Origin of the sequence: Neoactinobaculum massilliense (assembly GCF_900604955.1) — a bacterium.
Classification (GTDB): domain Bacteria; phylum Actinomycetota; class Actinomycetes; order Actinomycetales; family Actinomycetaceae; genus Neoactinobaculum; species Neoactinobaculum massilliense.
This window is the reverse complement of record NZ_UWPE01000001.1, coordinates 290491-314726: the sequence shown is the minus strand read 5'-3', so window position 1 is coordinate 314726 and position 24236 is coordinate 290491. Positions and strand designations below refer to the sequence as shown.

General features: G+C 62.1%; 35 protein-coding genes. 2 read left to right on the top strand and 33 right to left on the bottom strand.

The features are described 5' to 3' along the window. Positions 1 to 6: 6 nt before the first annotated feature. The 3 genes from EIH27_RS01395 to EIH27_RS01385 form a co-directional block, all read right to left on the bottom strand. Positions 7 to 561, bottom strand: a complete 555-nt coding sequence (locus EIH27_RS01395; protein WP_124039210.1) for a hypothetical protein — start codon at positions 559 to 561, stop codon at positions 7 to 9. A 30-nt stretch (positions 562 to 591) separates the two neighbouring features. Then, positions 592 to 2715, bottom strand: coding sequence for an RHS repeat domain-containing protein (locus EIH27_RS01390; protein WP_124039209.1), 2124 nt, complete (start codon positions 2713 to 2715; stop codon positions 592 to 594). Positions 2716 to 2904: 189 nt separating this feature from the next. Beyond that, the gene (locus tag EIH27_RS01385; protein WP_124039208.1) at positions 2905 to 3471 is read right to left on the bottom strand and encodes a hypothetical protein; all 567 of its coding nucleotides are present in this window, start codon (positions 3469 to 3471) and stop codon (positions 2905 to 2907) included. 431 nt (positions 3472 to 3902) lie between these two features. Here EIH27_RS01385 and EIH27_RS01380 point away from each other — a divergent pair, with 431 nt between their 5' ends. After that, positions 3903 to 5039, top strand: a complete 1137-nt coding sequence (locus EIH27_RS01380; RefSeq protein ID WP_124039207.1) for a type I pantothenate kinase — start codon at positions 3903 to 3905, stop codon at positions 5037 to 5039. Between the two features lie 166 nt (positions 5040 to 5205). Here EIH27_RS01380 and glmM read toward each other — a convergent pair whose 3' ends face one another. From glmM to truA, 4 genes are all read right to left on the bottom strand, one after another. Further along, positions 5206 to 6549, bottom strand: a complete 1344-nt coding sequence (gene glmM, locus EIH27_RS01375; protein ID WP_124039206.1) for a phosphoglucosamine mutase — start codon at positions 6547 to 6549, stop codon at positions 5206 to 5208. Positions 6550 to 7108: 559 nt separating this feature from the next. After that, positions 7109 to 7597 carry a 30S ribosomal protein S9 gene (gene rpsI / locus EIH27_RS01370; protein WP_124039205.1) on the bottom strand — a complete coding sequence of 163 codons (489 nt, stop codon included), beginning with the start codon at positions 7595 to 7597 and terminating at the stop codon, positions 7109 to 7111. Between the two features lie 25 nt (positions 7598 to 7622). Beyond that, positions 7623 to 8066, bottom strand: coding sequence for a 50S ribosomal protein L13 (gene rplM, locus EIH27_RS01365; RefSeq protein WP_124040088.1), 444 nt, complete (start codon positions 8064 to 8066; stop codon positions 7623 to 7625). A 402-nt stretch (positions 8067 to 8468) separates the two neighbouring features. Then, positions 8469 to 9341 (bottom strand): tRNA pseudouridine(38-40) synthase TruA, encoded by an 873-nt coding sequence (gene truA, locus EIH27_RS01360; protein ID WP_124039204.1) that lies wholly within the window; start codon positions 9339 to 9341, stop codon positions 8469 to 8471. On the opposite strand from truA, the gene EIH27_RS01355 reads away from it, so the two are divergent. Continuing rightward, a complete protein-coding gene (locus tag EIH27_RS01355; RefSeq protein WP_124039203.1) occupies positions 9340 to 10122 on the top strand; it encodes an ROK family protein in 783 nt (260 codons plus the stop codon). The genes truA and EIH27_RS01355 overlap by 2 nt on opposite strands. A 112-nt stretch (positions 10123 to 10234) precedes the next feature. Here the strand turns inward: EIH27_RS01355 and rplQ are convergent, their stop codons facing one another. The 26 genes from rplQ to rplB all read right to left on the bottom strand — a co-directional run bounded on the left by rplQ (position 10235) and on the right by rplB (position 24231). Then, a complete protein-coding gene (rplQ, locus tag EIH27_RS01350; protein WP_124039202.1) occupies positions 10235 to 10747 on the bottom strand; it encodes a 50S ribosomal protein L17 in 513 nt (170 codons plus the stop codon). Between the two features lie 15 nt (positions 10748 to 10762). Next, positions 10763 to 11758 carry a DNA-directed RNA polymerase subunit alpha gene (locus EIH27_RS01345; protein WP_124039201.1) on the bottom strand — a complete coding sequence of 332 codons (996 nt, stop codon included), beginning with the start codon at positions 11756 to 11758 and terminating at the stop codon, positions 10763 to 10765. A gap of 104 nt (positions 11759 to 11862) precedes the next feature. Continuing rightward, a complete protein-coding gene (gene rpsK, locus EIH27_RS01340) occupies positions 11863 to 12267 on the bottom strand; it encodes a 30S ribosomal protein S11 (protein ID WP_124039200.1) in 405 nt (134 codons plus the stop codon). Positions 12268 to 12301: 34 nt separating this feature from the next. Beyond that, complete coding sequence (gene rpsM / locus EIH27_RS01335) at positions 12302 to 12676, bottom strand: 30S ribosomal protein S13 (protein WP_124039199.1); 375 nt, start codon at positions 12674 to 12676, stop codon at positions 12302 to 12304. 115 nt (positions 12677 to 12791) lie between these two features. Beyond that, positions 12792 to 12908 carry a 50S ribosomal protein L36 gene (gene rpmJ / locus EIH27_RS01330; protein WP_124039198.1) on the bottom strand — a complete coding sequence of 39 codons (117 nt, stop codon included), beginning with the start codon at positions 12906 to 12908 and terminating at the stop codon, positions 12792 to 12794. A 49-nt stretch (positions 12909 to 12957) separates the two neighbouring features. Further along, a complete protein-coding gene (gene infA, locus EIH27_RS01325; protein WP_124039197.1) occupies positions 12958 to 13179 on the bottom strand; it encodes a translation initiation factor IF-1 in 222 nt (73 codons plus the stop codon). A 141-nt stretch (positions 13180 to 13320) separates the two neighbouring features. Beyond that, positions 13321 to 14178 (bottom strand): type I methionyl aminopeptidase, encoded by an 858-nt coding sequence (gene map / locus EIH27_RS01320; RefSeq protein WP_124039196.1) that lies wholly within the window; start codon positions 14176 to 14178, stop codon positions 13321 to 13323. Next, positions 14150 to 14734, bottom strand: a complete 585-nt coding sequence (locus tag EIH27_RS01315; RefSeq protein WP_124039195.1) for an adenylate kinase — start codon at positions 14732 to 14734, stop codon at positions 14150 to 14152. Before EIH27_RS01315 ends, map begins: the two co-directional genes overlap by 29 nt. Before the next feature lie 439 nt (positions 14735 to 15173). Further along, on the bottom strand, positions 15174 to 16472 hold the full coding sequence (secY, locus tag EIH27_RS01310) for a preprotein translocase subunit SecY (protein WP_124039194.1): 1299 nt from the start codon (positions 16470 to 16472) through the stop codon (positions 15174 to 15176). Between the two features lie 210 nt (positions 16473 to 16682). Further along, complete coding sequence (gene rplO / locus EIH27_RS01305) at positions 16683 to 17150, bottom strand: 50S ribosomal protein L15 (protein WP_124039193.1); 468 nt, start codon at positions 17148 to 17150, stop codon at positions 16683 to 16685. Continuing rightward, positions 17150 to 17332 carry a 50S ribosomal protein L30 gene (rpmD, locus tag EIH27_RS01300; RefSeq protein ID WP_124039192.1) on the bottom strand — a complete coding sequence of 61 codons (183 nt, stop codon included), beginning with the start codon at positions 17330 to 17332 and terminating at the stop codon, positions 17150 to 17152. Before rpmD ends, rplO begins: the two co-directional genes overlap by 1 nt. After that, positions 17332 to 18081 (bottom strand): 30S ribosomal protein S5, encoded by a 750-nt coding sequence (gene rpsE, locus EIH27_RS01295; protein ID WP_124039191.1) that lies wholly within the window; start codon positions 18079 to 18081, stop codon positions 17332 to 17334. Before rpsE ends, rpmD begins: the two co-directional genes overlap by 1 nt. A 23-nt stretch (positions 18082 to 18104) precedes the next feature. Continuing rightward, positions 18105 to 18476 (bottom strand): 50S ribosomal protein L18, encoded by a 372-nt coding sequence (rplR, locus tag EIH27_RS01290; protein WP_124039190.1) that lies wholly within the window; start codon positions 18474 to 18476, stop codon positions 18105 to 18107. Positions 18477 to 18478: 2 nt separating this feature from the next. Next, positions 18479 to 19015, bottom strand: coding sequence for a 50S ribosomal protein L6 (gene rplF, locus EIH27_RS01285; RefSeq protein ID WP_124039189.1), 537 nt, complete (start codon positions 19013 to 19015; stop codon positions 18479 to 18481). 14 nt (positions 19016 to 19029) lie between these two features. Next, positions 19030 to 19428 carry a 30S ribosomal protein S8 gene (gene rpsH / locus EIH27_RS01280; protein WP_124039188.1) on the bottom strand — a complete coding sequence of 133 codons (399 nt, stop codon included), beginning with the start codon at positions 19426 to 19428 and terminating at the stop codon, positions 19030 to 19032. A gap of 57 nt (positions 19429 to 19485) precedes the next feature. After that, complete coding sequence (locus EIH27_RS01275) at positions 19486 to 19671, bottom strand: type Z 30S ribosomal protein S14 (protein WP_124039187.1); 186 nt, start codon at positions 19669 to 19671, stop codon at positions 19486 to 19488. Between the two features lie 3 nt (positions 19672 to 19674). After that, positions 19675 to 20223 (bottom strand): 50S ribosomal protein L5, encoded by a 549-nt coding sequence (rplE, locus tag EIH27_RS01270; RefSeq protein WP_124039186.1) that lies wholly within the window; start codon positions 20221 to 20223, stop codon positions 19675 to 19677. After that, positions 20220 to 20564 carry a 50S ribosomal protein L24 gene (rplX, locus tag EIH27_RS01265; protein WP_124039185.1) on the bottom strand — a complete coding sequence of 115 codons (345 nt, stop codon included), beginning with the start codon at positions 20562 to 20564 and terminating at the stop codon, positions 20220 to 20222. The genes rplE and rplX overlap by 4 nt, the downstream gene beginning before the upstream one ends. Continuing rightward, on the bottom strand, positions 20565 to 20933 hold the full coding sequence (gene rplN / locus EIH27_RS01260) for a 50S ribosomal protein L14 (protein ID WP_124039184.1): 369 nt from the start codon (positions 20931 to 20933) through the stop codon (positions 20565 to 20567). Positions 20934 to 21008: 75 nt separating this feature from the next. Further along, on the bottom strand, positions 21009 to 21278 hold the full coding sequence (rpsQ, locus tag EIH27_RS01255; RefSeq protein ID WP_124039183.1) for a 30S ribosomal protein S17: 270 nt from the start codon (positions 21276 to 21278) through the stop codon (positions 21009 to 21011). 8 nt (positions 21279 to 21286) lie between these two features. Then, positions 21287 to 21514 (bottom strand): 50S ribosomal protein L29, encoded by a 228-nt coding sequence (gene rpmC, locus EIH27_RS01250; protein WP_124039182.1) that lies wholly within the window; start codon positions 21512 to 21514, stop codon positions 21287 to 21289. Next, positions 21514 to 21930 (bottom strand): 50S ribosomal protein L16, encoded by a 417-nt coding sequence (gene rplP / locus EIH27_RS01245; protein WP_124039181.1) that lies wholly within the window; start codon positions 21928 to 21930, stop codon positions 21514 to 21516. Before rplP ends, rpmC begins: the two co-directional genes overlap by 1 nt. Further along, entirely contained in the window at positions 21930 to 22694 is a 765-nt protein-coding gene (rpsC, locus tag EIH27_RS01240) for a 30S ribosomal protein S3 (RefSeq protein ID WP_124039180.1), read from the bottom strand. The genes rplP and rpsC overlap by 1 nt, the downstream gene beginning before the upstream one ends. Further along, positions 22694 to 23074, bottom strand: a complete 381-nt coding sequence (gene rplV / locus EIH27_RS01235) for a 50S ribosomal protein L22 (RefSeq protein WP_124039179.1) — start codon at positions 23072 to 23074, stop codon at positions 22694 to 22696. Before rplV ends, rpsC begins: the two co-directional genes overlap by 1 nt. Positions 23075 to 23097: 23 nt before the next feature. Further along, positions 23098 to 23379 carry a 30S ribosomal protein S19 gene (gene rpsS / locus EIH27_RS01230; RefSeq protein ID WP_124039178.1) on the bottom strand — a complete coding sequence of 94 codons (282 nt, stop codon included), beginning with the start codon at positions 23377 to 23379 and terminating at the stop codon, positions 23098 to 23100. Positions 23380 to 23394: 15 nt separating this feature from the next. After that, positions 23395 to 24231, bottom strand: coding sequence for a 50S ribosomal protein L2 (gene rplB / locus EIH27_RS01225; RefSeq protein WP_124039177.1), 837 nt, complete (start codon positions 24229 to 24231; stop codon positions 23395 to 23397). Positions 24232 to 24236: the final 5 nt, after the last annotated feature.

The window sequence follows — 24236 nt, the reverse complement described above, 5'->3', positions numbered from 1 at the left end:
GATCTCCTAGAAACCAATATCCATATGAATCGGCACCCGCCGTTTTGTCCCATACTTCTGCGCAGCAGCAATAAGATTCGGCGCACGGAACAACTTCAAATTCACCGTAACAGCCCGGCCATCCCGATCCCACACAGCCACCAACTCACTCAACGGCGGCTTACCCCACTGCACAATATCCTCATGCCGAATCACGCGGCGGTGCCCACGCCAATCCACATCCTCAAACACACCCACACCATCACGAACCCACTTCACCCGGTAATAATTCAAACAGGACCATCCCAGAACAATCGAAAGGGCACCTAGGAGAGTACTGCATATCGCAAAAATCCACATTCCAAGAACTGCACCGTTGATAAAGTTCAGAAAAATAACAGCAGTTCCCGCTACAAAAACCCACACTCCCAGTACGAAAAATACAATTCCAAAGCTCCTGAGAGATTTGCTTGGACGCTGAACACTTCCCTCAGATTTACCTTCCTGACGAGGAATCCACGAGATCATGCCCCCAACTGAGAGCGCAACTGCAATCAATACAACGGACAGCCACCGCATCACTCTGCCTTCTTTCCTAATTCTCAATCGCTACTATTTTTCAGCTGATGCCGGTTCATATCCTGGTGTGCCACCGCCCACGCCGCCGATAATGAGAGAACTTAGGAAATCGGAATTCGAATAGGGACCTGCGCCCGGTAATTGGCTTGTTACGGCATACTCCACACCACCACTAACGGCCCCAGCAATGCCCCCACCGATAAGCTGACCACCCCTGTTGCTCACGGCCTCAGAGAACCCTGCGCGGGCAATACCACCGCTAGCTATTGCTCCACCACCTGTTATGGCACTGCCGCTATAGAGACCCGCCACCGCGCCAGTAGCCATGCCACTCATCAACAGGCGACTGTTGAGACCTTTGCCATCACTCACTTGTTCTAAAGCGGGTGCGCTGCCATTGATAGCACCCGAGACACCCGATGAAAGTGCATTGCGCGGGAGCTGTTCTGCAAGCGTCTCCGTTATTCCTTGTCCTGCTTGCGTAATCTCGGGAAGCATGGATTCACCAGCCAAATCCACAGCCCTACCCACTACGCCACCCACTACCCCGCTAACCGCACCAAGCGCTGCATTGACCCCGATATGCTTCCAGTTAAGTTCGTTAACATTCGTACCGCCAACAATCTGGCTCAGTACAGAACTACCCACACCAATGGTGGCTCCACCAACGGCGCTGACAATTAGCATTCCAGCCAGTGTGGCTGGGTTGAAAGCTAATATAGCCGCGCCAACCGCCATGACGCCAACCGCAGCAATTCCAACAATGATATTCGCCCACCTCTGCCCCGCGTTATTGCGGTTCTCGTTGTAGGCGTCAATCGCGGAGAGGTCAGCGTCGGTAATCGGCGCGGTACCCCATGGATCCACCAGATTCAGCGGATTATTACCCAGCAGGTTGTATGTGTTCGCCTCCCACAGGCTGCCGGGTGCGGGCACCGCGGGATCTGGGCTGACAAACGCGAAGGAAGCCAGATCGGCCAGCCGAGCCCCCATCCAGCCCATGCCGTCCACGGACAGCCGGCCACCAGCCACCGTCACGCCCTTGGGGAGCACACCGTCACGCTGGACCGCCCCGCCGGGCAGATGCCACACGCGCGCGCCGCGTGCCCGCATCAGCTGCGGTACCGGCGCGGCTATGTTCCAGTCAAAGCGGGATCCGCCCAGTTCCGTAGGCTCGCCCAGACCGTTCACCCACACGGGCACAGTCACGTTGTTCTCGTGGGTACCCGTGGTAGTGCCAACCCCAGTTAGTTTTACCTGGCTGGGCCACCCCCGCCCGTCCCACTCAATGCGCTGCACCGCGTTCGCCGTCTGGGTGGCCACCCGGCGCCCACCCGTATCAAAGGTGTACGCCACCTTTCCTTCGGGTGTGATGCGCGCCGCCAGCCGTGAAGCACGGTCGTACGCGAAGGTCGATTCCGCTGTCCCAGCGGCCACACGCACCAGTCTGCCCGCGGGGTCGTATGAGAATTCGCGCGCACCCTCCGGGCCCGTTACCCCCGTGAGCTGGTTGGCGGCGTCGTAGGTGAACACAAAACTACCGTTCCCGTTTCGGAGTCCCGCGAGCCGTCCCCAGGCGTCATATGTGCGCTCCTCCGAGGCGCCGTCCACCTCCATGCGTACCGGGAATCCCTGCCGGTAATCCCAGGCGCGCATCGTGAATCCGGCATCCACGCAGCGCACCCGCCCGTCGTGATCTGTGCTTACCTCCGCACGCGCGCCCGACGGCGCCACCAGCGCCGTAAGCCGGCCGGCCGCGTCATATTCGTACCGCCACGCGTCACCGTCCAGGCTCACCTCGGTGAGCAGGCCGTCTCGATCATACGTCCACGCCCAGCGGGTCTCTTTGCCATCCACCGTGGTGGTGCGCGCCACCGGCAGCCCACGGCGATCCTTCACCACCTCGTGCGTCACTTGCGCGCCAGCCGGGTGGGTGTAATCCCGTACCACCACACGCCGGCCACCCTCGTGGTAGTCCACGGCCACCTGGGTGCGCCCGTCCACGCGCGTTTCGGCGAGGCGCCCGGCGGAGTCATACGTCACCAGTTCCGCCTGGCCCGCGTCATCCTCCACGCCTGTGATACGGCCAAACGAATCGCGGGTGACGGTGGTGCGCCGCATGGTGGCGGGCCCCAGTGCCCTTCCTGGTACCGGCATCGCGCCTTCGGCAGTGCGGCCCGTCGGGTCCGTCCAGGTGGTTGGGCGGCCATCCGGGAAACCATACCAAGACGAGACATACCTAGCTGCAACACCGCACACTGCTCACCTCAATCGCTCAATCTATCTGTTCTGCTCGACCGGCATCTTGTTACAAGATCGCATTGATAGCTGAATTATGTTGAGGTTTTAGGCGACGGTCAACGAATCCCGCAAAGAAATCGGCACCTTCACCGCATACAGGGCACAATCCCGCAACAGATTAGAACAATCCATCCAGCCACCATTTAGACGGGACTTCTCCCCCTCACACGTCCAAAACACCAAAAAGAACCCGGACCGGTCACTTGCGAGCTTCACTACATCCTTATGGGCATACACGTGCTTCCGGCCCCTCACATTCCACACCGTCGCCTCATCCACGCCATCAATCAATGCCCGATGCCGATAATAAGAAAGACACCACCATCCCATATACGCAAAAAATGAGCCCAAAACCCCACAAAGTATCAAAAAGAAAATATCCGTCCCATTCCAACCATCAATCGTCACAAGCGCGATGGAACCGACAATACCGACAAGTCCAAATACGCTAGCGATTAGCGCGACGATTCCGCCGACCTTCATACGTTTCGGGGCGCGCTGCACCACCTCACCATCAGTCTCGATCTCCTTACGCCCATGCCACTGAGACAACGCCCCAAACAAACCCAGCGCAAACGCCACACCAAAACCCAACCACGTCGTATCACTCATCGCGCGAGCCTCGATCTCCATCATTAACAGCCCGGAAGCAGTTCGATGGCACTAGCATGTCGTTATCGTGCTGATGAACGCATTCGTCGCGTCAGCAATATCCGTGTTCCATACGTCCTGTTTGATTCCATGTGGCGTTTTGGTCATCGCAGCCCCATCTCATCGGTGGATCCCTCCACTAGATGAACTTACGCCACCTAACTTTGCGTGTAGGGAGTATTCGTCCCATCTACGTGCTCCTATGCTCGACGCCGCCCGCCACCGTTCCGCTCACGTTTGTTAGCGCCGCCCTTACTAGCGTCACCGTTTTGCCACCGTTTTCTCAGGGCCACTGCCGTCCGGGCTACGCTTTCACGGGCGCCGCCGTTATCTCGCCATCCTGTATGCAGCGCCGCGTTTTCATAGCGCACGTCGGGCACTAGACTGCACGCATGCCTCAGCCGCATCTCATGGCGTTTTCGCGCGCCGAGTGGACCCAATTCGCCACGCACGCCTCTAGCACGGAGCAGGCCTCCACCGCAATCCTTTCCTCGGCCGTTGCCCCGGAGGAAGTGGACCAGGTGTATCGCCCGCTGGCAGCCATGCTTGAGGTCAAGGTGGAGGCGGTACGCCGCGGGCGCGCCGCACTCAGCGCATTCCTTGGCCGCGAGGTGCGCCCCACACCGATCATTTTTTCCGTCACCGGATCCGTGGCCGCCGGAAAATCCACTATCGCCGAGCTTCTCCAAAAGCTCCTCGCCGCATACCCCGGCACGCCTCGCGTGGATCTGGTGAGCACGGACGGTTTTCTGTACTCGAACGCGGAACTCGCTCGCCTCGGTCTCACGGAGCGTAAGGGTTTTCCGGAGTCCTACAACATCCCCGGGCTCCTCGATTTCCTCCGTCGTATTAAATCAGGCCAGCCGGCGGTTGCGGCGCCTATCTATGATCACGCCACCTATGACGTTCTTCCCGATCAACACATGCTCGTCAACCAGCCAGACGTCCTTATTCTCGACGGCCTCAATGTTCTTCAGCCCACCGGCCTCTGGGCAACCGGGCTCCGCGTCCACGCGCATTCCTCCGCCCCCGCGGACGCCGACCTGCACAATATGCTTCTCACCCGCTCCCAACGTGAGCAGGCTGCCGCGGGAGTCGCCGGCGCCCCGAAAAACCACGGCGCCGGTACCGGCACCTCGCTTCGCATCGGTGAGGACGACGTCGAACGGGGTACGGCGTCCCAAAGCCCCGAGGATTTCTTGCGTTCCGGAACGTCAATCATGGCTGACGTGGCGGATTTTGTGGACACATCGATTTATTTGGATGCGTCCCGTGACGATATCGGCCAGTGGTTCCTCGACCGGAATTTCGATTATTTGGATGAGGCCCGCAAAAATCCGAATTCTTTCTATGCACAGTATTTGGCGGTGCCGGAAGAGGAATTTGTGCGCGCCACCCGGATGGTATGGGAGCAGATTAATCTGCCGAATCTGGTGGAGAATTTGGAGCCCACGCGGGACCGGGCGGACATTGTGCTGCGCAGCGACCGCCACCACCGTGTGCAGGAATTGCTTATTCGGAGGCCGTAGCCGGGACGGTAGAGCGGCATAGGAAACCCTCTGGGCCACGTAGCCGCACGCCCCGCGCACGAACGACGCGCACCGGCGTCGTACCTAGCCCGTCCCAAACGAAACTGACAGCTAACGTGAGCTACCGGCGTCGTACCAGGCTCGCCGGCCGCCCGCCGTCAGGCACTTATAGCGCCAGATTTTCCTTCACCACGTCAGCCAGCCGCTCCGCGACTTCCTGGGCGTGTGCCTCCGTATCGGCCTCCACCATGACGCGCACCAGCGGCTGCGTCCCAGAGGGGCGGAGCAGCACGCGGCCGGCGTCGCCCAACTTGGCCTCCTCCGCGGCCACCGCATCCAGCACCGCTTGGTTCGTGGATGCCGCCGCCTTATCCACACCGGACACATTGATAAGCACCTGCGGCAGCCGCGTCATGACCCGCGCAAGTTCCGCGAGCGACTGCCCCGTCTTCACCAACCGCTGGGCCAGCAACAGGGCCGTGAGCGTGCCGTCACCGGTGGTGGCCTTCTCCAGATTGATGATGTGACCGGACTGCTCACCGCCCAGCGCGAACCCGCCCCGCTTCATCTCCTCAAGCACGTAGCGGTCCCCCACAGCCGTCTGCACCGTGGCAATGCCGCGCTCCTTCATCGCGTTGAGGAGGCCCAGGTTGCTCATGACGGTGACCACGAGGGTGTTATGCGAGAGCGCGCCAGCCTCCTTCTTCGCGACGGCAAAAATCCCCATGATCTGGTCCCCGTCTACCAGGTTTCCCGCGCTATCGACGGCCAGGCAGCGGTCGGCGTCGCCATCGAAGGCCACACCCAGGTCCGCACCGTGCTCGACCACCGCCCGCTGGAGGCCCTCCGGATGCGTGGAACCGGCGTCGCGATTGATGTTGTCGCCGGCCGGATCGTTGTTAATCGTGATGACCGTGGCACCTGCCCTACGGAACGCCTCCGGCGCCACATTGGACGTGGCACCATTCGCCGTATCGGTCACCACGGTGAGGCCATCCAGACGGACGTCAATAGCCGAGAGCAGGTGGTCAATGTAAAGTTGGTCCGCGTGTCCGGCTGCGTTTGTAATAGAGCCGACGCCGGTGCCCGTCGGGCGCTCCCACTCCTCACCCAGGAGGCCCTCAATTTGATCCTCGACGGTATCCGGTAGCTTAAATCCGCCTTTACCGAAGAACTTGATGCCGTTGTCCTCCATAGGATTGTGGGAGGCAGAGATCATCACACCCAGGTCATATCCGGCTTCAGCCGTCAGATAGGCAATGCCCGGAGTGGGGATCACGCCAGCATGCTCCACGTCCACGCCCGCTCCAGCCAGACCGGCCGCCACCGCCTGCGCCAGCATGGGACCCGACAGACGGGAATCCTGCCCCACCACAGCCCGCGGCCGCGCGTCGCCACCGGCAGCGAGCAGCACACGCGCCGCCGCCTCCCCCAGATGAAGCGCCAGTTCAGCGGTGAGTTCCTTGTTCGCCACTCCGCGAACGCCATCAGTTCCAAACAGTCGGGGCATTCTTCCTCCTAAGACCGCCTCATTATTGCACCGTACCCGGGAGGCCGGTGCCACGAACAACACCCTGGAGAGCCTTGCGGATGGGGCCCGAGAAGGACATGCCGATTGATGAAGCGCCGGAATGCCCCGCGGCGAGCCAGGCCCAGCCGGCCGAGCCTGGAACGGCGCTGATCGCCGCCGCAGCCCGAAGGACCGCGCGAGCGGGATACCTGGGCGGGCTCAAGAGTGGTCAATTGGGACTGTGCCCGACCCTCCCCGGCGGGAAGGGTTCGCTGAACAGTAAGAGAACTCTTCAGGTGACGAAAAACTTCCGGTTTGGACGCCTCAGGAGCCCTCCAACCGGCAATTCACCATCCACTCAAGAGAAAACCATCAGTTCAGCACACCAGCAGCCAAAGCAAAGGCCGCGGCGGACTCAGGAGTGGTCGATTGGGGCTGTGCCTGACTCTCCGCGCCGCCCGCGCCGACCCGCCGCATCCAACGCCCAATCCGGACATAAAAATGGCACCGCCGCAGCGGTGCCATTTGAGCCCGAGCAATCCACTCGGGAAAATGCGACTTAACGCTTGGAGAACTGGGAAGCCTTGCGAGCCTTCTTGAGGCCGGCCTTCTTGCGTTCCACGGCGCGCGCATCACGCGTGAGGAATCCGGCCTTCTTCAGCGCCGGACGGTTGGCCTCACGGTCAATGTTGTTGAGCGCGCGGGCGATGCCGAGGCGCAGCGCGCCGGCCTGCCCGGAGATGCCGCCGCCGCGGATATTGGCGATGACATCGAAGCGGCCCTGGAGCTCCAGGAGCACGAACGGGGACTCCACCAGCTGCTGGTGAATCTTGTTCGGGAAGTAATCGGTGAGGGCGCGGCCGTTGATCTTCCACTCGCCCGTGCCGGGGACCAGGCGGACGCGCGCAACTGCTTCCTTGCGGCGGCCGAGTGCCTGACCCGGCTGAGTGGCGGACACGCCCTGACCGGGACGGGAGACTTCCGTTTCCGTGGTGTAGGAGCCGGAGAATTCCTCGTCGACGGTGGCGTCAACTGTGGTTTCTGACATGTACTAAATCCTGTTCCGGGAAAACTTACTGCGTAATCTTCTTGAGCTCGTAACGCTCCGGCTGCTGTGCCGTGTGCGGATGCTCAGCGCCCGCGAACACGCGCAGGTGGGTGAGCTGCTGACGGCCGAGCCGGGTGTGGGGCAGCATGCCCTGCACAGCCTTGAGCACGGCCTTTTCCGGCGCCGTGGCCATGAGCTCGGTGTAGCTGGTGGCCTTGAGGCCGCCCGGATAACCGGAGTGACGGTAAGCCTTCTTCTGCTCGAGCTTGCTACCGGTCAGCTTGACCTTCGCAGCGTTGATCACGATCACGTGATCGCCAAGATCAGCATTCGGAGCGAAATTCGGACGGTGCTTCCCACGGAGCAGGGCGGCAACCTGAGCTGCCAGGCGGCCCAGCACAACGTCGGTACCATCAATGATGTACCACTTGGGTTCGACGTCCCCGGGCTTAGGTGAATACGTGCGCACTTGCGTACCCTTCGTTTTCTTTTCGACGCGCGCGAAGCGGCGCCGCTGGATAAATCTTGTGCTGGAGGCTTCCGTGGCGAGTGGGATAAGCACCGCGGAGCTATGCAACAACACTTCATACTATCCGCGCACGCCTATACGGTCAAAGATTCCAGGGTGTAGTGAGGGACTGCACGACGACGTCGGCAGCATGCTCACGCCTCGCATGCAACCGCCAAATTCGGCGTGCGGTACGGCGCCAGACGGCTCGGCCGAAGAATGTGGATTATCTTGCCGCCACATCCGCCCCCTTGCCGGGCGGCCGCGAGCCTCGTACCCGCCGCGCACGCGACTAACGCTTCCGGAGCGTGTCCAGCTCCCGGCCCGCCCGCGCGAGCGCAAAGACTCGCCCCGCCGTCAGTCCTAGCATTCGCAATCACGCCGTGCCCGAGCCTGCTCAGCTCGGGCCGCAAAATCAGCGGCGGGCGGATAAATGACCGCATCGAGAGTGAGCGGATGCGGCGGCGCCACCACTGACTCTCCCGTACGCGAGTGCTCCGCTAGGCGCTGGGCGGGCCACGTGACCGGACGGCGTCGTTCGCCCACACGAAGCAGCGCACCCACCAGGGAGCGCACCATCGAGTGGCAGAATGCGTCCGCCTGCGCCCGAATAATCACCGTGGCTCCCTCCTCCTCCACGTCGAGGCGCTGGAGCGTGCGGATGGTGGTTGCACCCTCGCGCGGCTTGCAGTAGGAGAGGAAATCGTGGAGGCCCAGCAGTGACTTCGCGGCCTCCCGCATGCCCTCCACGTCGAGCTCCACCGGCAGCCAGAGCGTGTCCCCGCGTCGCACCGGGTCAAAGTCGCGGGTCTCAATGCGATAGGAATAGCGGCGCGCCAGCGCGGAAAAACGGGCATCGAAGGTACCGGGCACCTCGGATACGCGGGTCACCACCACGTCGCTGGTCCCGCGCGGCCCACTACTCTCCCGGCCCAGCACGCCAAACAGCCGCGCCTGCAGTGCCTCAGCAGGCCGACGGTCCGAGCGCCCCGGTAGCGCCGCCCACACGTCCGCGGGCACATCAAGGTGCGCCACCTGACCGCGGGCGTGCACACCGGCGTCGGTACGGCCTGCGACGGTGAGATGAACCGGGCGCCGCAGAATCATCGCCAGGGCCTCCTCAAGCACCCCCTGCACCGTGCGCAGTCCCGGCTGAATGGCCCACCCGTGAAATGCTGCGCCGTCGTAGGCGATGTCCAGACGAACCCGAACCGTGTGCGCTACCGTCTCTACCATGCAAGCAGTTTCGCACACGCCCGCCTCCAGCCGCACACTCGCCGTTGATTGCGGGGGCGGCGGCATCAAGGTGACCCTGCTCGACGCTGGCGGATTCCAAATCGGCACCGCTCACCGTGAGCCGGTCCGCTACCCCTTCTCCCCCGCGGATCTCGTGCGCACCATCCGCACCCTCTCCGACGGCCTCCACTTCACCCGCCTCACCGTAGGCATGCCGGGCACCATTCGAGACGGCGTGGTGGTGTACACGCCGCACTACACACGGAAGGCCGGGCCGCACACGCGCCTTGATCCGGACATGGATGAGGCGTGGACCGGGTGCCGCCTCCAGGAACGTTTAAGCGAGATTTTCGGGGTGCCCGCGCTCGTCATGAACGACGCCGAAGTGGCCGCCGCCGGCGTGGTGACCGGCGTGGGGCTCGAGGTGGTTCTCACGCTCGGCACCGGGCTTGGAAACGCAATCGTGGACTCCGGCGTGCTCGCGCCGCACCTGGAGATTAGCCATGCACCGCTGCGGTGGGGCCTCACCTTCGACGATGTTATTGGGGAGGCCGAGCGTCTTCGCCTCGGCGACGCCGTCTGGTCCCGGCGCGTCCTCAAGGCCATCGAGTCCCTCTATCCGGTGATCCGGTGGGATCGGCTTTACATTGGGGGCGGGAACGCCGCGTTAATTTCCGATTCCGTGCGGCAAAAACTTGGACCCGACGTGTCATTCATTCCGAATGCGGCGGGCATGAACGGCGGCGTACGGGCGTGGGATCTTATCGCCCGCCGCGCATAATTATCGCTCCCCGCGCGGGACACCTTATCGCTGGCCGCACGAGAGACTTCATCGCACACTATAAAAGAAGGGCGAGAACCGAAGTTCTCGCCCTTTCTACTTAGTCCGCTAGCTACTTAGCAGCGTCCTCCGTGGCCGCTTCAGTGGCATCCGCGCTGTCGGCGGGCGCCTCCTCGGCAACCTCGACGGCGTCGTCCGTCGCCCCGGCGGCGGCAGCGTGCTCCGCAGCCTTCTCGGCCTCACGTACAACCGCCTGCTTCGGCGAGAGCTTCTCCGTAACCAGGGAGATCACGGCCAGGGGCGCATTGTCACCGCGGCGGTTACCCACCTTGGCAATGCGGGTGTAGCCACCCTCGCGCTCCGCAAACAGCGGCGCAAGCTCCTCGAAGAGGATGTAGGCCGTCTCGCGGTCCCCGAGCATGCGGAGAGCCAGACGACGGTTATAGGTGTCACCCTTCTTGGCCTTCGTGATCAGCTTTTCCATGTAGGGCTGAACCACCTTGGCGCGGGTTACCGTGGTACGTACGGACTTGTGGTGGATAAGATCCTTGCACAGGTTGGCAACAATGTGACGCTGATGCGCAGCACTGCCCCCCAGACGCGGACCCTTCTTGGGCTTCGGCATTGTTGTTATCTCCTATCAGGCGAGCGGGTTGTCGCTGAACGTCATCGAGTAGTCATCTCCGTACCCGCCAAAGTCCGTCGAGCCCTTGAGCGCCAGGCCGAGCTTCGCCAGCTCATCCTTGACATCATCAATGGACTTCGCACCGAAGTTGCGAATATCGAGGAGATCGGCTTCGGAGCGCTGCACCAGCTCGCCAATCGTATGAATACCTTCACGCTGCAGGCAGTTCTGAGACCGTGCCGGCAGGTTGAGGATGGTGATGGGGCGCTGCAGATCGGAAGAATTCTGCTCCTGCTGCGGGGCCTGGCCCAGTTCAATTCCTTCGGCTTCCTCATTGAGGTCCGCCGCCAGGCCGAACAGTGCCACGAGCGTCTTGCCCGCAGATGCGAATGCGTCACGCGGCGTGATCGAGGGCTTTACCTCAACATCCAGCACCAGCCGATCGAAATCGGTGCGCTGTTCCACGCGGGTAGCCTCCACCTTGTAGGCCACCTTCACCACGGGAGAGTAGATGGAATCGATCGGAATACGGCCGATCTCATCGTTGTCCCCCTTGTTGAGGGCAGCGGACACGTAGCCGCGGCCGCGCTCCACCGTCAGGTCAATCTCCAGCTTGCCCTTCTCATTGAGGGTGGCAATGTGAAGATCGGGGTTGAGAATCTCAACACCGGCCGGGGGCGTGATGTCACCGGCGGTTACCTCGCCCGGGCCCTGCTTACGCAGGTACATGAGGACAGGCTCGTCGTTCTCGGAGGACAGCACGATCTCCTTGATATTGAGGATGATCGCCGCCACGTCCTCCTTCACACCCGGAATAGTGGAGAACTCGTGGAGCACACCATCAATGCGCACGGCCGTGACGGCCGCACCGGGGATGGAGGAGAGCAGGGTACGGCGCAGGGAATTACCCAGCGTGTAGCCGAATCCAGGCTCCAGGGGCTCCAGGATGAAGCGGGAGCGAAGATCGCTCACCTTCTCCTCGGTCAGCACAGGACGCTTCGCAATGAGCACTTTTCTTCCTTTCCGCGGGCGCCCGCTATATGACGCCTCGCGCTAACCGCCGGCACTCGGTCCGTCCCGGCGGCACTATCCGCGCAGATGCGCGGTGATGGCAACTAGACGCGGCGCCGCTTCGGGGGCCGAGCGCCGTTGAATGCCTGCGGCGTCACATCCGAAATGGAGGTGACCTCAAGGCCTGCTGCCGTAAGGGAACGGATGGCCGTCTCACGCCCGGAACCCGGGCCCTTGACGAACACGTCCACCTTCTTCAGTCCATGCTCCTGCGCGGCGCGGGCCGCCTTTTCCGCCGCAAGCTGGGCAGCATACGGAGTGGACTTACGGGAACCCTTGAAGCCCATCTGGCCGGACGAGGCCTGGGAGATAACAGCACCGCTGGGATCCGTGATGGAAATGATGGTGTTGTTGAACGTTGACTTGATGTGCGCCTGGCCGTTCGCAATATTGCGACGCTGTGTGCGCCGAGGCCGGCGCGGGGTGGCGCCCCGATTCTGACGAGCCATATCTTCTTTCTTTTCTTCGAACTACGTGCCGGCCTTAAGCGGCCTTCTTCTTTCCAGCCACCGTGCGCTTCGGGCCCTTGCGGGTACGCGCATTCGTCTTGGTGCGCTGGCCGTGGACGGGCAGGCCGCGACGATGCCGCAGGCCCTGATAGCACCCAATCTCCACCTTGCGACGGATGTCCGCCTGCACCGTACGGCGCAGATCGCCTTCCACCTGGTAGTTCGAGTCGATGTGGTTCTTCAGCTTGACCAGATCATCCTCGGTGAGGTCCCGCACGCGGGTATCCGGGTTCACGCCCGTGGCCGCGAGGGTTTCCTGGGCGCGCGTGCGCCCGATTCCGTAAATGTATGTAAGCGCTACTTCTACTCGCTTTTCGCGAGGAAGATCAACGCCTGAGAGACGTGCCAACTTAGCTCCTCAATATGACGGAGGTATGGTGCATTACCGTTTCTCGCTTCTCTCGTTGCGGGCCCCGGCCTCCGTACCGGGGGTTGCCCTGAGGGCAGGTAATGCGGGTATGCGCCTAGCCCTGACGCTGCTTATGGCGCGGGTTCGCGCTGCAGATCACCATGACGCGGCCGTGCCGCCGGATCACCTTGCAGCTTTCGCACATGCGCTTAACGCTCGGCTTAACCTTCATTCTTGTTTTCTTTCCCTCGTAGTGCCGGCCCGGATTCCGAGCCGGTGCTCTACTTGTAGCGGTACACGATGCGACCGCGGTTGAGATCGTAGGGCGTGAGCTCTACAACCACGCGATCATCGGGGAGAATCCGGATATAGTGCTGACGCATCTTGCCGGAGATATGCGCGAGCACTTCATGCCCGTTCTCCAACTCGACCCTGAACATCGCGTTCGGGAGCGCCTCAGTAACGCTTCCCTCTACCTCGATGACACCGTCTTTTTTCGCCATGACCCTCACTTAACCGATGCCCAAAAATGGGCACAATGAACGTACCAACGGCCAATTGTATCGCCGGCAAACTTGAGGTGAAACCCGCGGTCGGGTGCCTTTTGTCACGACGCCGCCCGGCACCCGGTCCCCGCCGGGCGTCTATTCCCCGAGTGGTACCGGCGTAATACCGAACGGCTCGAGCGCGGCCGCACCGCCGTCAGGTTCCGAAAGCACCCAGATACCATCCTCATGAAGGGCAACCTGTGCCTCCCAGTGGCAGGCGTCGGACCCGTCCTGGGTGACCGTTGTCCAGCCGTCCTCGAGCGTCACGTTATCCTGCTTGCCCTCTGTCAGAATCGGCTCGATGCACAGCACCATGCCGGGCCGAAGTTTCGGGCCCCGGCTGCGGGTGGCGTAGTTGAGTACATCAGGGTCCATGTGCATGGCGGTGCCAATTCCGTGGCCCGTGAAATCCTCGACAATGCCGGGCTCCGGCGTGAACGACGTGACAAAGCCGTCAATGGCACGGCCGATATCTCCCACGTGGGATTCCGTGGCCATCGCCGCTACGCCCACCCACATGGCTGCCTCGGTAATGTCGCACAGACGCTGGCGGCGCTCGGTCAGCGTCTTATCGCCGCCCGGCACCACCACAGAGAACGCCGAATCTCCGTGATAGCCGTCTAAAACCGCCCCGCAGTCCATGGACACCAGGTCCCCCGCCTCCACAATCTCCGTGTCAGAGGGGATCCCATGCACCATGACCGCGTTACGGGAGATGCACGTTTGCGCCGGGTAATCGTAATAGCCAATAAAATTCGATTTCGCGCCGTGCTCTTCGAGGACGTTGAGCGCAACCCGATCCAGCTCGCCGGTGGAAATTCCCGGATGAATTGCACCGCGCAGACCATCATGAATGGCGTGCACAATGAGTGCTGCGCGGCGCATTTTGAGGATCTCTTGATGATCCCACAGCTGAATAGCCACGCTACTTGCCTGCCCGTCCCAGGAATGCATCCAGTGCCGCGAAAATGTGCCCCCGCACCTCGTCGATCGCGCCGGTGCCGTCAATACTCACCACAAGGTTGCGCGCCTGGTAGGCGTCGATAATCGGCTGCGTGGTCGCGTGATACACCTCTATACGATGCCGAATCACGCTCTCGGTGTCATCCACGCGACCCTCAATCTTGGCGCGCCCGAGCAACCGCTTGACCACCACGGCGTCGTCCGCCTCAAGCGAGATCACGGCGTCCACACCGTTCGCCCCGAGCAGGGCGTCCAGCGCCTCCACCTGGTGCATATTGCGCGGGTAGCCATCGAGCAGGAAGCCCGGCTGCGCGTCATCCTCCGCTACACGTTCGGCGACCATCCGGTCCGTCACTTCATCCGGCACCAGCTCTCCCCGATCCGAGTAGGACGCGGCGAGCTGACCCAGTTCATCCTGCGCCTTCGCATGCTGCCGGAAAAGATCCCCGGTGGAGATGGCGGGAATGCCGTAGCGCTCCGCGATCACCGTCGCATGCGTACCCTTACCGGCCCCCGGAGGGCCCACAATGATGAGATGCGTTGCCATCTGTGCTCCTATCCGGCTCGCCGCATCGGGCGGTGAGCGCCATATTTCGCAAGCCTATGCCGGTGAGCATATAACCGGAACACATCTGCGAGCCGGGCCATACGCCGCGCTGGTGCCGCGGAACGCCGCCATCCGGTTATATATCCGGCGAGGCCCGCGGTTAGCGGCGGCAACACATGCCCGCAGGTACATTGCACCGCCTTCCACCGATGGACCAGCACCGGCCCTCACCGATGCACCACTCCTGACTATCCGCCGGGAGAGGCAGCGGAGAGCACCGGATTTTCTATTACCGGCTCCCGGCTACACGCCGGGAAAGGCAGCTCCCACTTTGCACCGCTGCCTGCGGCCACCTTGCACGCCGCGGGCCGTCAATACGCGACTAACCGCGGTCCGCCCGTACAGTGCCGGACTCTACGGGCGGCCGCCCTGCCGGCCGCTAGTGGATACTCCCGCGCAGGAAGCCCTCATAGTGACGCTGCTGCAGCTGGGCATTAATGTCCTTGACGGTCTGGAGGCCCACGCCCACCAGGATCATGATCGATGTGCCACCAAAACCACCCTGGAGGATGCCCATGACGTTGAACACGATGGTGGGGATCAACGCAACGATCGTCAGGTAGGTCGCTCCCACCCACGTGAGGCGGTTTGACACCTTTGCCAGGTACTGGGCGGTAGGCTTACCGGCGCGCACGCCTGGGATGAAGCCGCCGTAACGCTTCATGTTGTCCGCCACCTCCTCCGTATCGAAGGCGATGTCCGTGTAAAAGAACGTGAACGCGAAGGTGAGAACCGCGTAGAGCGCGATATACCACGGCGAGGAGTTACCCAGGTACGTCTGGATCCAGACCACCCAGCCATCCGTCGCACTACCGAACGTGGCGATCATGGACGGAATGATGAGAATCGAGGACGAGAAGATCACGGGGATCACGTTCGCCATGTTCACCTTGATCGGCAGGTACGTGGTCGAACCCCCATACGTCCGCCGTCCAATCACGCGCTTCGCGTACTGGACGGGCACGCGCCGCTGCGATTCCTCGACGAAAGTCACCACGAGGGTGATGGCCAGGAACAGGACGACGACGAAGAACACGGCGCCCCATCCCTTCGAGGTGAGCACGTTCGCCAACATGTGCGGGAAGTTCGCGCAGATGCCCACGAAAATAAGGATAGACATACCGTTGCCCACCCCGCGATCCGTGATGAGCTCCGCCAGCCACATAATGAGTCCGGTACCGGCGGTCATTGCCAGAATGGTGAGGAAGTACGTCCACGGCGATGCGCTTGGAATCGGGTTGACGTCGCAGCCACGGAACAGCGTGTAGTTGGCCGTAGCCACCACGACGGCCGACTGCAGCACGCCCAGGCCGATGGTGAGATAACGCGTGTACTCGGTGAGCTTAGCGGTACCCGACTGCCCTTCCTTGTGGAGCTCCTCGAAACGAGGAATGACCACGCGGAGCAGCTGGATAATGATGGACGCCGTGATATAGGGCATGATGCCCAGCGCGAAGATGGAAAGGTTCATCATGGCGCCGCCGGAGAACATGTTCATGAGCGCCACTAGATCCGCCGTGCCGTTCATCTCCGTGGTGCACTGGCGAATATTGGACATCGATACGAACGGCGCGGGGATGAACGTACCAAGCCGGTAAATCACGATGATGCCGATCGTGAACAGGAGTTTCCGCCGAAGGTCCGGCGTCCGGAAAGCCTGGGCAAATGCCTTGAACAAAGTTCCCCCATTTCGGAAGAGGTACGAGGTCACGCGGCGTCCCGCGCGTCCCAATGCGTAGAAATGCTCTCTCACTATAGCCGGCGAACGCGTCGATTCGCCGAAATTGAGATAAGAATTGCCCCCGTAGCCGTAGCTACGGGGGCAATCTCACATAAACCGTGCTCCATCGGTCTAGCGCCGCGGAATAGCCGCGGGGCTCGCCTTGAGCTAGGCCTCCGCGTGAAGAAGGGCCACGGTACCGCCGGCCGCCTCAATCTTGGACTTGGCCAAGCCGGAGAACTTATCAACCGTCACGTTAACCGCAACGTTGATTTCGCCCTCGCCCAGAACCTTGACCAGGCTGTGATCGCGAACGGCGCCCTTGGCAACCAGATCTGCCACCGTGACATCGCCGCCCTCGGGGAACAGCTCAGCCAGTAGACCGACGTTCACCACCTGGTACTCCTTGCGCAGCGGGTTCTTGAAACCACGCAGCTTCGGAAGGCGCATGTGGAGCGGCATCTGACCGCCCTCAAAGCCCGGACGCACCTGGTAGCGCGCCTTCGTGCCCTTGGTACCACGGCCCGAGGTCTTACCCTTGGAACCTTCACCACGGCCCACGCGAATACGTGCCTTGTTCGAGCCGTCTGCGGGACGGAGATCATGCAGCTTGATGATCGAGTGCTCTTCTGCCATTAGTCAACCTCCTCAACTTCCACGAGGTGGGCGACGGCGCGGATCATGCCGCGCACATCCGGCGTATCCTCACGCACCACGGAATCCCCGATGCGGTGCAGACCAATGCCCAGCACCGTAGCCCGCTGACGCTTAGGGGTGCCAACAACACCCTTGATCTGAGTGATCTTGAGTTTTGCCATTACGCACCCACTCCCGCCGTGGCGGCTTCGTTCTCTTCCTTCTGGGCCTGCGCCTCAGCGATCTCGCGTGCCTTCTGCTCGGCCTCGGCGCGCTTGCGGAGCATCGGCTCCGGCGCTACGCGCTCCAGCGGAAGCCCGCGACGAGCCGCCACAGCCTCCGGCTGCTCGAGCTGCTTGAGGGCATCCACCGTGGCGTGCACGATGTTGATCGCGTTGGAGCTACCCAGCGACTTCGTGAGCACGTCGCTGATGCCGGCGCACTCCATGATGGCACGCACGGCGCCACCCGCAATTACACCGGTTCCCTGCGAGGCCGGGCGCAGCAGCACCGTGCCGGCCGCATCCTCACCCTGCACAATGTGCGGGATGGTGGTGCCCAGGCGCGGTACGTGGAAGAAGTTCTTCTTTGCTTCCTCGTTGCCCTTGGAGATGGCGGCCGGCACTTCCTTCGCCTTGCCGTATCCCACACCCACGGTGCCATTACCATCGCCCACCACCACAAGGGCCGTGAACGTCATGCGGCGGCCGCCCTTGACGGTCTTTGCCACACGGTTAATGGTCACCACGCGCTCCATGTACGGATCCTCGTGGCGGTTGTTGTTACGACGACGTCCGCCGCGGCGCTCCCCGCGTCCGCGTCCGCCCTCGCGTCCACCGTGCTGATCCGAGCGGTCATTGCCGCGCGATTCGTTGTTGTTCTCCTGCCGGCCTTCCGGGGCCGGGTTCTGGCGCTGTTCTTCGTCAGCCATATTCCTCTGCCTTTCCTAGCCGATCAGAGAGAGAGTCCAGCAGCGCGGGCGCCATCGGCCACCGCAGCCACTCGACCGTGATACTTGTTGCCACCGCGGTCAAAGACCACGGCGTCGATTCCGGCGTCCTTGGCCCGCTTGCCGACGAGTTCGCCAACCATGCGAGCCTTCTCCGTCTTCGTGCCCTCCTGCTCACGCAGTTCCGGCTCGAGCGTCGAGGCCGCAACCAGCGTGTGGCCGGTGACGTCGTCGATAACCTGAGCCTGGATATTGCGGTTGGAGCGCCACACGGAAAGCCGCGGCCGCTCAGCCGTACCCGAGAGCCTCTTACGCAGGCGGAAGTGACGGCGGGTGCGCGCGATGAACTTACCCTTACCCCTTACGGTGACGGTCATCGTTACTTACCTGCCTTTCCGGCCTTGCGGCGAATCTGCTCATCCGCATACTTGATGCCCTTGCCCTTATAGGGCTCGGGGGCGCGGAGCCGGCGAATACGTGCCGCCGTCTCCCCCACCAGCTGGTTGTCAATACCGCTGACAGTCAGCTTGGTGTTGCCATCCACGGAGAAGGTAATTCCTTCGGGCGCCTCCACCGTGATGGTGTGCGAATATCCGAGGGAGAACTCCAGCGCGGTGCCCTTCGCCTGCACACGGTAACCGGTGCCAACAATCTCCAGGTTCTTCGCGTAACCCTGCGTCACGCCAATCACCATATTGTTGACGAGCGTGCGGCTAAGTCCGTGAAGCGAACGCGATTCGCGCTCGTCATTCGGGCGGGAAAGCGTGATCTTATCGCCGTCGACGGCAACCGTGATCGGCTGCGCGATGGTGCGAGACAGTTGACCCTTCGGGCCCTTAACGGTCACATCCTGGCCATTAACGGATACTTCCACGCCGGAGGGAATCGTAATAGGAAGCCTGCCAATTCGAGACATATCTTCTCTCCTCCCTACCAGACGTACGCGAGGACTTCGCCGCCCACGCCCTTGTCCTTGGCCTCACGATCGGTGAGAAGACCGGAGGAAGTGGACAGAATCGCCACACCCAGTCCGCCGAGGACCTGAGGAAGTTTCGTGGACTTCGCGTACACACGCAGACCCGGCTTCGAAACGCGCTTCACACCTGCGAGGGCGCGAGAGCGGCCGGAGCCGTACTTCAGCGTGAGCGTCAGGGTCTTCCCAACGCGCGCATCCTCCACCTGAAAATCGGTGATGTAGCCTTCGCGCTTCAGGATCTCAGCGATGGACGCCTTGATCTTCGAGTACGGCATGGACACCGATTCGTGATACGCCGAATTGGCGTTACGCAGACGAGTCAGCATGTCTGCGATGGGATCAGTCATTGTCATTCTTGGGCTCTTGCCCTTCCTCGCCGCGGTTTCCTTACCAGACCTGCGACGTAGTTTTTACCAGCTGGACTTGGTGACTCCGGGGAGCTCGCCACGGAGGGCAAGTTCACGCAGGCAAACACGGCACAGGCCGAACTTGCGGTAGACGGAGTGGGGACGGCCGCAACGGTTGCAGCGCGTGTACTCACGCACCTGGAACTTTGCCTTGCGCGCGGCCTTCTGCTTGAGGGCGGTTTTCGCCATTCTCTAGGCCTCCTTGAAAGGGAATCCGAGATGACGGAGGAGCGCGCGCCCCTCCTCACCGGTGGACGCCGTGGTCACCACGGTGATGTCCATGCCGCGAACACGATCGATCTTGTCCTGGTCAATCTCCAGGAACACCGTCTGCTCGGTGAGGCCGAACGTGTAGTTTCCGTGGCCGTCGAACTGCTTCGGCGAAAGTCCACGGAAATCGCGTATGCGCGGCAGGGCCGTCGCGAGGAGTCGATCAAGGAACTCCCACATACGATCGCCCCGAAGCGTTGCGTGGCAGCCGATGCGCTGTCCCTCGCGCAGCTTGAACTGAGCGATAGACTTCCGCGCCTTCGTGATCTGCGGCTTCTGACCGGTGATAGCGGTCATATCCGCAACCGCACCGTCCAGTACCTTGGCGTCACGAGCGGCGTCGCCAACACCCATATTCACCACGATCTTGGTGAGCCCGGGAATCTGCATGGGGTTCTCATACTTGAACTCCTCCTGCAGCGCCGGACGGATGGACTCGCTGTACTTAGCCTTCAAACGCGGTTCGCTCACAGCTCGATCTCCTTTCCGCCACGGCGCCCAATGCGCTCACGCTTGATCTTCTTCTTGCCGTCGCGCTCAACCTCCACCTCACGGTGGCCCACGCGGACGGGCTTGCCGTCCTTCGCAACGAGCATGACGTTAGAAACGTGAATCGGTGCCTCGATGGTCTCGATGCCGCCGGTCACTGCACCCTGGGCATTCTGCCCCGCGCGCACGTGCTTCTTCACGCGGCCTACGCCCTCAACGATCACGCGGTCAGCCGCGGGAATCACCTTGAGCACGTGGCCCTGCAGGCCCTTATCGCGGCCCGCGATTACCTGAACCAGGTCACCCTTCTTGATCTTCGCCAACTAGATCACCTCCGGTGCCAGGGACAGAATGCGCATGAACTTCTTCTCGCGGAGTTCGCGGCCCACCGGACCGAAAATGCGAGTGCCGCGAGGCTCGCCGTTGTTGTCGATAACAACGGCGGCGTTCTCATCAAAACGAATGTAGGAGCCGTCCTTACGGCGCGTTTCCTTCTTCGCACGGACAACAACCGCCTTGACAACCTCGCCCTTCTTCACGTTGCCGCCGGGAATGGCGTCCTTAACGGTGGCCACAATCGTGTCACCGATCCCGGCGTAACGTCGAGCTGAGCCGCCGAGGACGCGGATGCAAAGGAGTTCCTTCGCACCCGTGTTGTCAGCGACGCGTAGCCGCGTCTCTTGCTGGATCATTACTTCTCTTCTCCTATGTCGTGCTGGTTCTCGCTCAAGCGAGCCTTGCCGAACGAATGGGCTTCGTACGCTGGCTTACTGGGCCTTTTCGATAACCTCAACCACACGGAAGTGCTTCGAGGCACTGAGCGGCCGGGTTTCCATGATGCGCACGAGATCGCCGACGTAAACCGAATTGGTTTCGTCGTGAGCCTTCACGCGCTTGGTGCGATTGACTACCTTACCGTAAACGCCGTGGGTGACGCGATCGCGGAGTTCCACGACAACCGTCTTGTCCATCTTGTCGGACACCACGTAGCCAGTGTTCGTCTTACGGTGATTGCGTTCCTGAACGTTTTCACTCATCGTCTGCCTCACTTCTCGCTGCTCGGAGCGGTGCGAATGCCGAGCTCCCGCTCGCGCTTGATGGTGTAGATGCGGGCGATATCGCGACGCACGTCCTTCAGGGAACCGGTGTCCTCCAGCCGGTGGGTGACGGCCGAGAAGCGGAGGTTGAAGAGCTCCTGCTTCTTCTCACCGAGCTTCTCAGTGAGTTCGGCGTCCGTCATCGCGTCCAGTTCAGTGGTGGTCAACTTTGCCATCACTCAACCTCCTCACGGGAAATAAAACGGGTCTTCATCGGCAGCTTGCTCTGTGCACGAGACATAGCCTCACGCGCCAGCTGCTCGTCAACGCCGCCCATCTCAAAGAGAACACGGCCGGGCTTGACATTGGCTACCCAGGTCTCCACCGGGCCCTTACCGGAACCCATACGAACACCCAGTGCCTTCTTCGTGAGCGGTCGATCCGGGAAAATGTTGATCCAGATCTTGCCGCCACGCTTAATGTGACGAGTCATGGCGATACGCGCCGCCTCAATCTGGCGGTTCGTCACGTACGCCGGCTCGAGAGCCTGTACACCGAATTCACCGAAGGCCAGCTGCGTGCCGCCCTTGGACATGCCCGAGCGACCCGGGCGATGCTGCTTGCGCCACTTAGTACGACGAGGAATAAGCATTACTTCGCCTCCGATCCCTTGTTCTCCGGAGCACCCTGACGGCCACGCGAGCCGCCCCGGCGTCCACCACGTCCACCGCGACCACCACGCCGCGGCGCCTCCGCCTGCTGACGGAAGTATTCGGCGTCGGTCACATTGCCGCGGTACACCCACACCTTCACGCCGATGCGGCCGAAGGAGGTACGAGCCTCATAGAAGCCGTAGTCGATGTTCGCGCGAAGCGTGTGCAGCGGCACGCGGCCTTCGCGGTAGAACTCCGAGCGGGACATTTCCGCACCGCCCAGACGGCCGGACACCTGCACGCGAATGCCCTGGACACCGGCCCGCTCGGCGGACTGGATGCCCTTGCGCATGGCACGACGGAACGACACGCGCGAGGCGAGCTGTTCAGCAATACCCTGCGCGATGAGCTGCGCATCGGCTTCCGGGTTCTTCACTTCGAGAATGTTGAGCTGCACGGACTTGCCCGTCAGCTTCTCCAGGTCGCCGCGGAGGCGGTCCGCCTCGGTGCCACGGCGACCGATAACGATGCCGGGACGCGCCGTGTGGATATCCACCACCACGCGCTCCGTGCGACGCTCGATGTTCACGCGGGAAATGCCAGCCCTCTCAAGGTTCTTGGCGATCATCTCGCGGATGTGAACATCCTCAATAACATAATCCGAGTAGCGCTGACCCTTCTTCGTGGAATCAGCGAACCACTTGGAGCGGTGTTCCGTGGTGACTCCCAGACGGAACCCGATCGGGTTAACCTTCTGTCCCACTAGCGGGCCCTCCTCTTGCTCTTCTTTGCGGGCTTCGTATCGCCCACAACAACCGTGATGTGGCTGGTGCGCTTGAGGATGCGGTTGGCACGCCCCTGTGCACGCGGCTGAATCCGCTTCATCGTGGGGCCCTCGTCCGCGTACGCGGCCTGAATGTAGTAATCGCCCTCTTCGAAGCGCTCCCCTGCCTCATCGGCGGCGAAACGCGCGTTGGCGAGAGCGGACTCGACAACCTTGAGAACCGGCTTGGCGGCCCCCTGCGGTGCATAGGTCAGCGTGTCGATGGCGTCGATAACGCGCTGGCCGCGGATCACGTCCACAACCCGGCGCGCCTTCATCGGCGTCACACGCACGAACCGTGCTTGCGCCTTTGCTTCCATAGTGCCTAACTCCTTCGCGCGGCCTACCGCCGACGTGTCTTCTGATCGTCCTTGCTGTGACCGCGGAACGTGCGCGTAGGAGCGAACTCCCCGAGCTTGTGTCCCACCATGGCCTCAGTGATGTACACCGGGACGTGCTTACGGCCGTCGTGAACGGCAAACGTGTGACCGATGAAGTCCGGCACAATCATGGAGCGCCGAGACCAGGTCTTGATGACGTTCTTCTGATTCTTCTCGTTCTGCTCGTCAACCTTCTTGAGCAGATACTGATCGACGAACGGACCCTTCTTGATACTACGTGGCATCTTGGCAAACCCTCCTTAGTGCTTCTTGCCAGTCTTGCGACGGCGCACGATGAGCTTGTCGCTAGCCTTCTTCGGGTGGCGCGTACGCCCTTCCTTCTGACCCCAGGGGCTCACCGGATGGCGGCCACCGGACGTCTTGCCTTCACCACCACCGTGCGGGTGGTCAACCGGGTTCATCACGACGCCGCGGACGTGCGGACGTACGCCCTTCCAGCGCAGACGCCCAGCCTTGCCCCAGTTGATGTTGGACTGCTCGGCATTGCCAACCTCGCCAACCGTTGCGCGGCAGCGAACATCCACATTCCGAATCTCGCCGGAGGGCATACGCAGCTGAGCATATGCGCCCTCGCGCGCCACCAGCTGAACGGAGACGCCGGCCGAACGCGCAATCTTGGCGCCACCCAGCGGACGCAACTCCACCGCGTGGAGCGTGGTGCCCAGCGGCACATTGCGCAGCGGCAGGTTGTTGCCCGGCTTGATGTCCGAGTTCGCGCCATTCTCAATGACGTCGCCTACCTGGAGACCCTTGGGCGCCAGGATGTAGCGCTTCTCGCCATCCGCGTAGTGCAGCAGCGCGATGCGCGACGTGCGGTTGGGATCATATTCGATGGTGGCCACCTTGGCGGGCACGCCATCCTTATCCCAGCGGCGGAAATCGATCACGCGGTAGCGACGCTTGTGCCCGCCACCCTTGTGACGCATGGTGATGCGGCCCTGGTTGTTACGCCCACCCGTCTTGTGGAGCGGACGCAGGAGGGACTTTTCCGGCGTGGTGCGCGTAATTTCCGCGAAATCGGAAACCGAGGCGCCACGCTGGCCCGCCGTCGTGGGCTTGAGGTTACGAATTGCCATGATTC

Coding starts and splice junctions, on each gene's coding strand:
- EIH27_RS01390 (WP_124039209.1), bottom strand. CDS start 2,715: ATGCCGGTACCAGGAAGGGCACTGGGGCCCGCCACCATGCGGCGCACC.
- EIH27_RS01385 (WP_124039208.1), bottom strand. CDS start 3,471: ATGAGTGATACGACGTGGTTGGGTTTTGGTGTGGCGTTTGCGCTGGGT.
- EIH27_RS01380 (WP_124039207.1), top strand. CDS start 3,903: ATGCCTCAGCCGCATCTCATGGCGTTTTCGCGCGCCGAGTGGACCCAA.
- glmM (WP_124039206.1), bottom strand. CDS start 6,549: ATGCCCCGACTGTTTGGAACTGATGGCGTTCGCGGAGTGGCGAACAAG.
- rpsI (WP_124039205.1), bottom strand. CDS start 7,597: ATGTCAGAAACCACAGTTGACGCCACCGTCGACGAGGAATTCTCCGGC.
- EIH27_RS01355 (WP_124039203.1), top strand. CDS start 9,340: ATGCAAGCAGTTTCGCACACGCCCGCCTCCAGCCGCACACTCGCCGTT.
- truA (WP_124039204.1), bottom strand. CDS start 9,341: ATGGTAGAGACGGTAGCGCACACGGTTCGGGTTCGTCTGGACATCGCC.
- rplQ (WP_124039202.1), bottom strand. CDS start 10,747: ATGCCGAAGCCCAAGAAGGGTCCGCGTCTGGGGGGCAGTGCTGCGCAT.
- rpsK (WP_124039200.1), bottom strand. CDS start 12,267: ATGGCTCGTCAGAATCGGGGCGCCACCCCGCGCCGGCCTCGGCGCACA.
- rpmJ (WP_124039198.1), bottom strand. CDS start 12,908: ATGAAGGTTAAGCCGAGCGTTAAGCGCATGTGCGAAAGCTGCAAGGTG.
- infA (WP_124039197.1), bottom strand. CDS start 13,179: ATGGCGAAAAAAGACGGTGTCATCGAGGTAGAGGGAAGCGTTACTGAG.
- map (WP_124039196.1), bottom strand. CDS start 14,178: ATGCATTCCTGGGACGGGCAGGCAAGTAGCGTGGCTATTCAGCTGTGG.
- EIH27_RS01315 (WP_124039195.1), bottom strand. CDS start 14,734: ATGGCAACGCATCTCATCATTGTGGGCCCTCCGGGGGCCGGTAAGGGT.
- rplO (WP_124039193.1), bottom strand. CDS start 17,150: ATGGCAGAAGAGCACTCGATCATCAAGCTGCATGATCTCCGTCCCGCA.
- rpmD (WP_124039192.1), bottom strand. CDS start 17,332: ATGGCAAAACTCAAGATCACTCAGATCAAGGGTGTTGTTGGCACCCCT.
- rpsE (WP_124039191.1), bottom strand. CDS start 18,081: ATGGCTGACGAAGAACAGCGCCAGAACCCGGCCCCGGAAGGCCGGCAG.
- rplR (WP_124039190.1), bottom strand. CDS start 18,476: ATGACCGTCACCGTAAGGGGTAAGGGTAAGTTCATCGCGCGCACCCGC.
- rplF (WP_124039189.1), bottom strand. CDS start 19,015: ATGTCTCGAATTGGCAGGCTTCCTATTACGATTCCCTCCGGCGTGGAA.
- rpsH (WP_124039188.1), bottom strand. CDS start 19,428: ATGACAATGACTGATCCCATCGCAGACATGCTGACTCGTCTGCGTAAC.
- EIH27_RS01275 (WP_124039187.1), bottom strand. CDS start 19,671: ATGGCGAAAACCGCCCTCAAGCAGAAGGCCGCGCGCAAGGCAAAGTTC.
- rplN (WP_124039184.1), bottom strand. CDS start 20,933: ATGATCCAGCAAGAGACGCGGCTACGCGTCGCTGACAACACGGGTGCG.
- rpsQ (WP_124039183.1), bottom strand. CDS start 21,278: ATGAGTGAAAACGTTCAGGAACGCAATCACCGTAAGACGAACACTGGC.
- rpmC (WP_124039182.1), bottom strand. CDS start 21,514: ATGGCAAAGTTGACCACCACTGAACTGGACGCGATGACGGACGCCGAA.
- rplP (WP_124039181.1), bottom strand. CDS start 21,930: ATGCTTATTCCTCGTCGTACTAAGTGGCGCAAGCAGCATCGCCCGGGT.
- rplV (WP_124039179.1), bottom strand. CDS start 23,074: ATGGAAGCAAAGGCGCAAGCACGGTTCGTGCGTGTGACGCCGATGAAG.
- rpsS (WP_124039178.1), bottom strand. CDS start 23,379: ATGCCACGTAGTATCAAGAAGGGTCCGTTCGTCGATCAGTATCTGCTC.
- rplB (WP_124039177.1), bottom strand. CDS start 24,231: ATGGCAATTCGTAACCTCAAGCCCACGACGGCGGGCCAGCGTGGCGCC.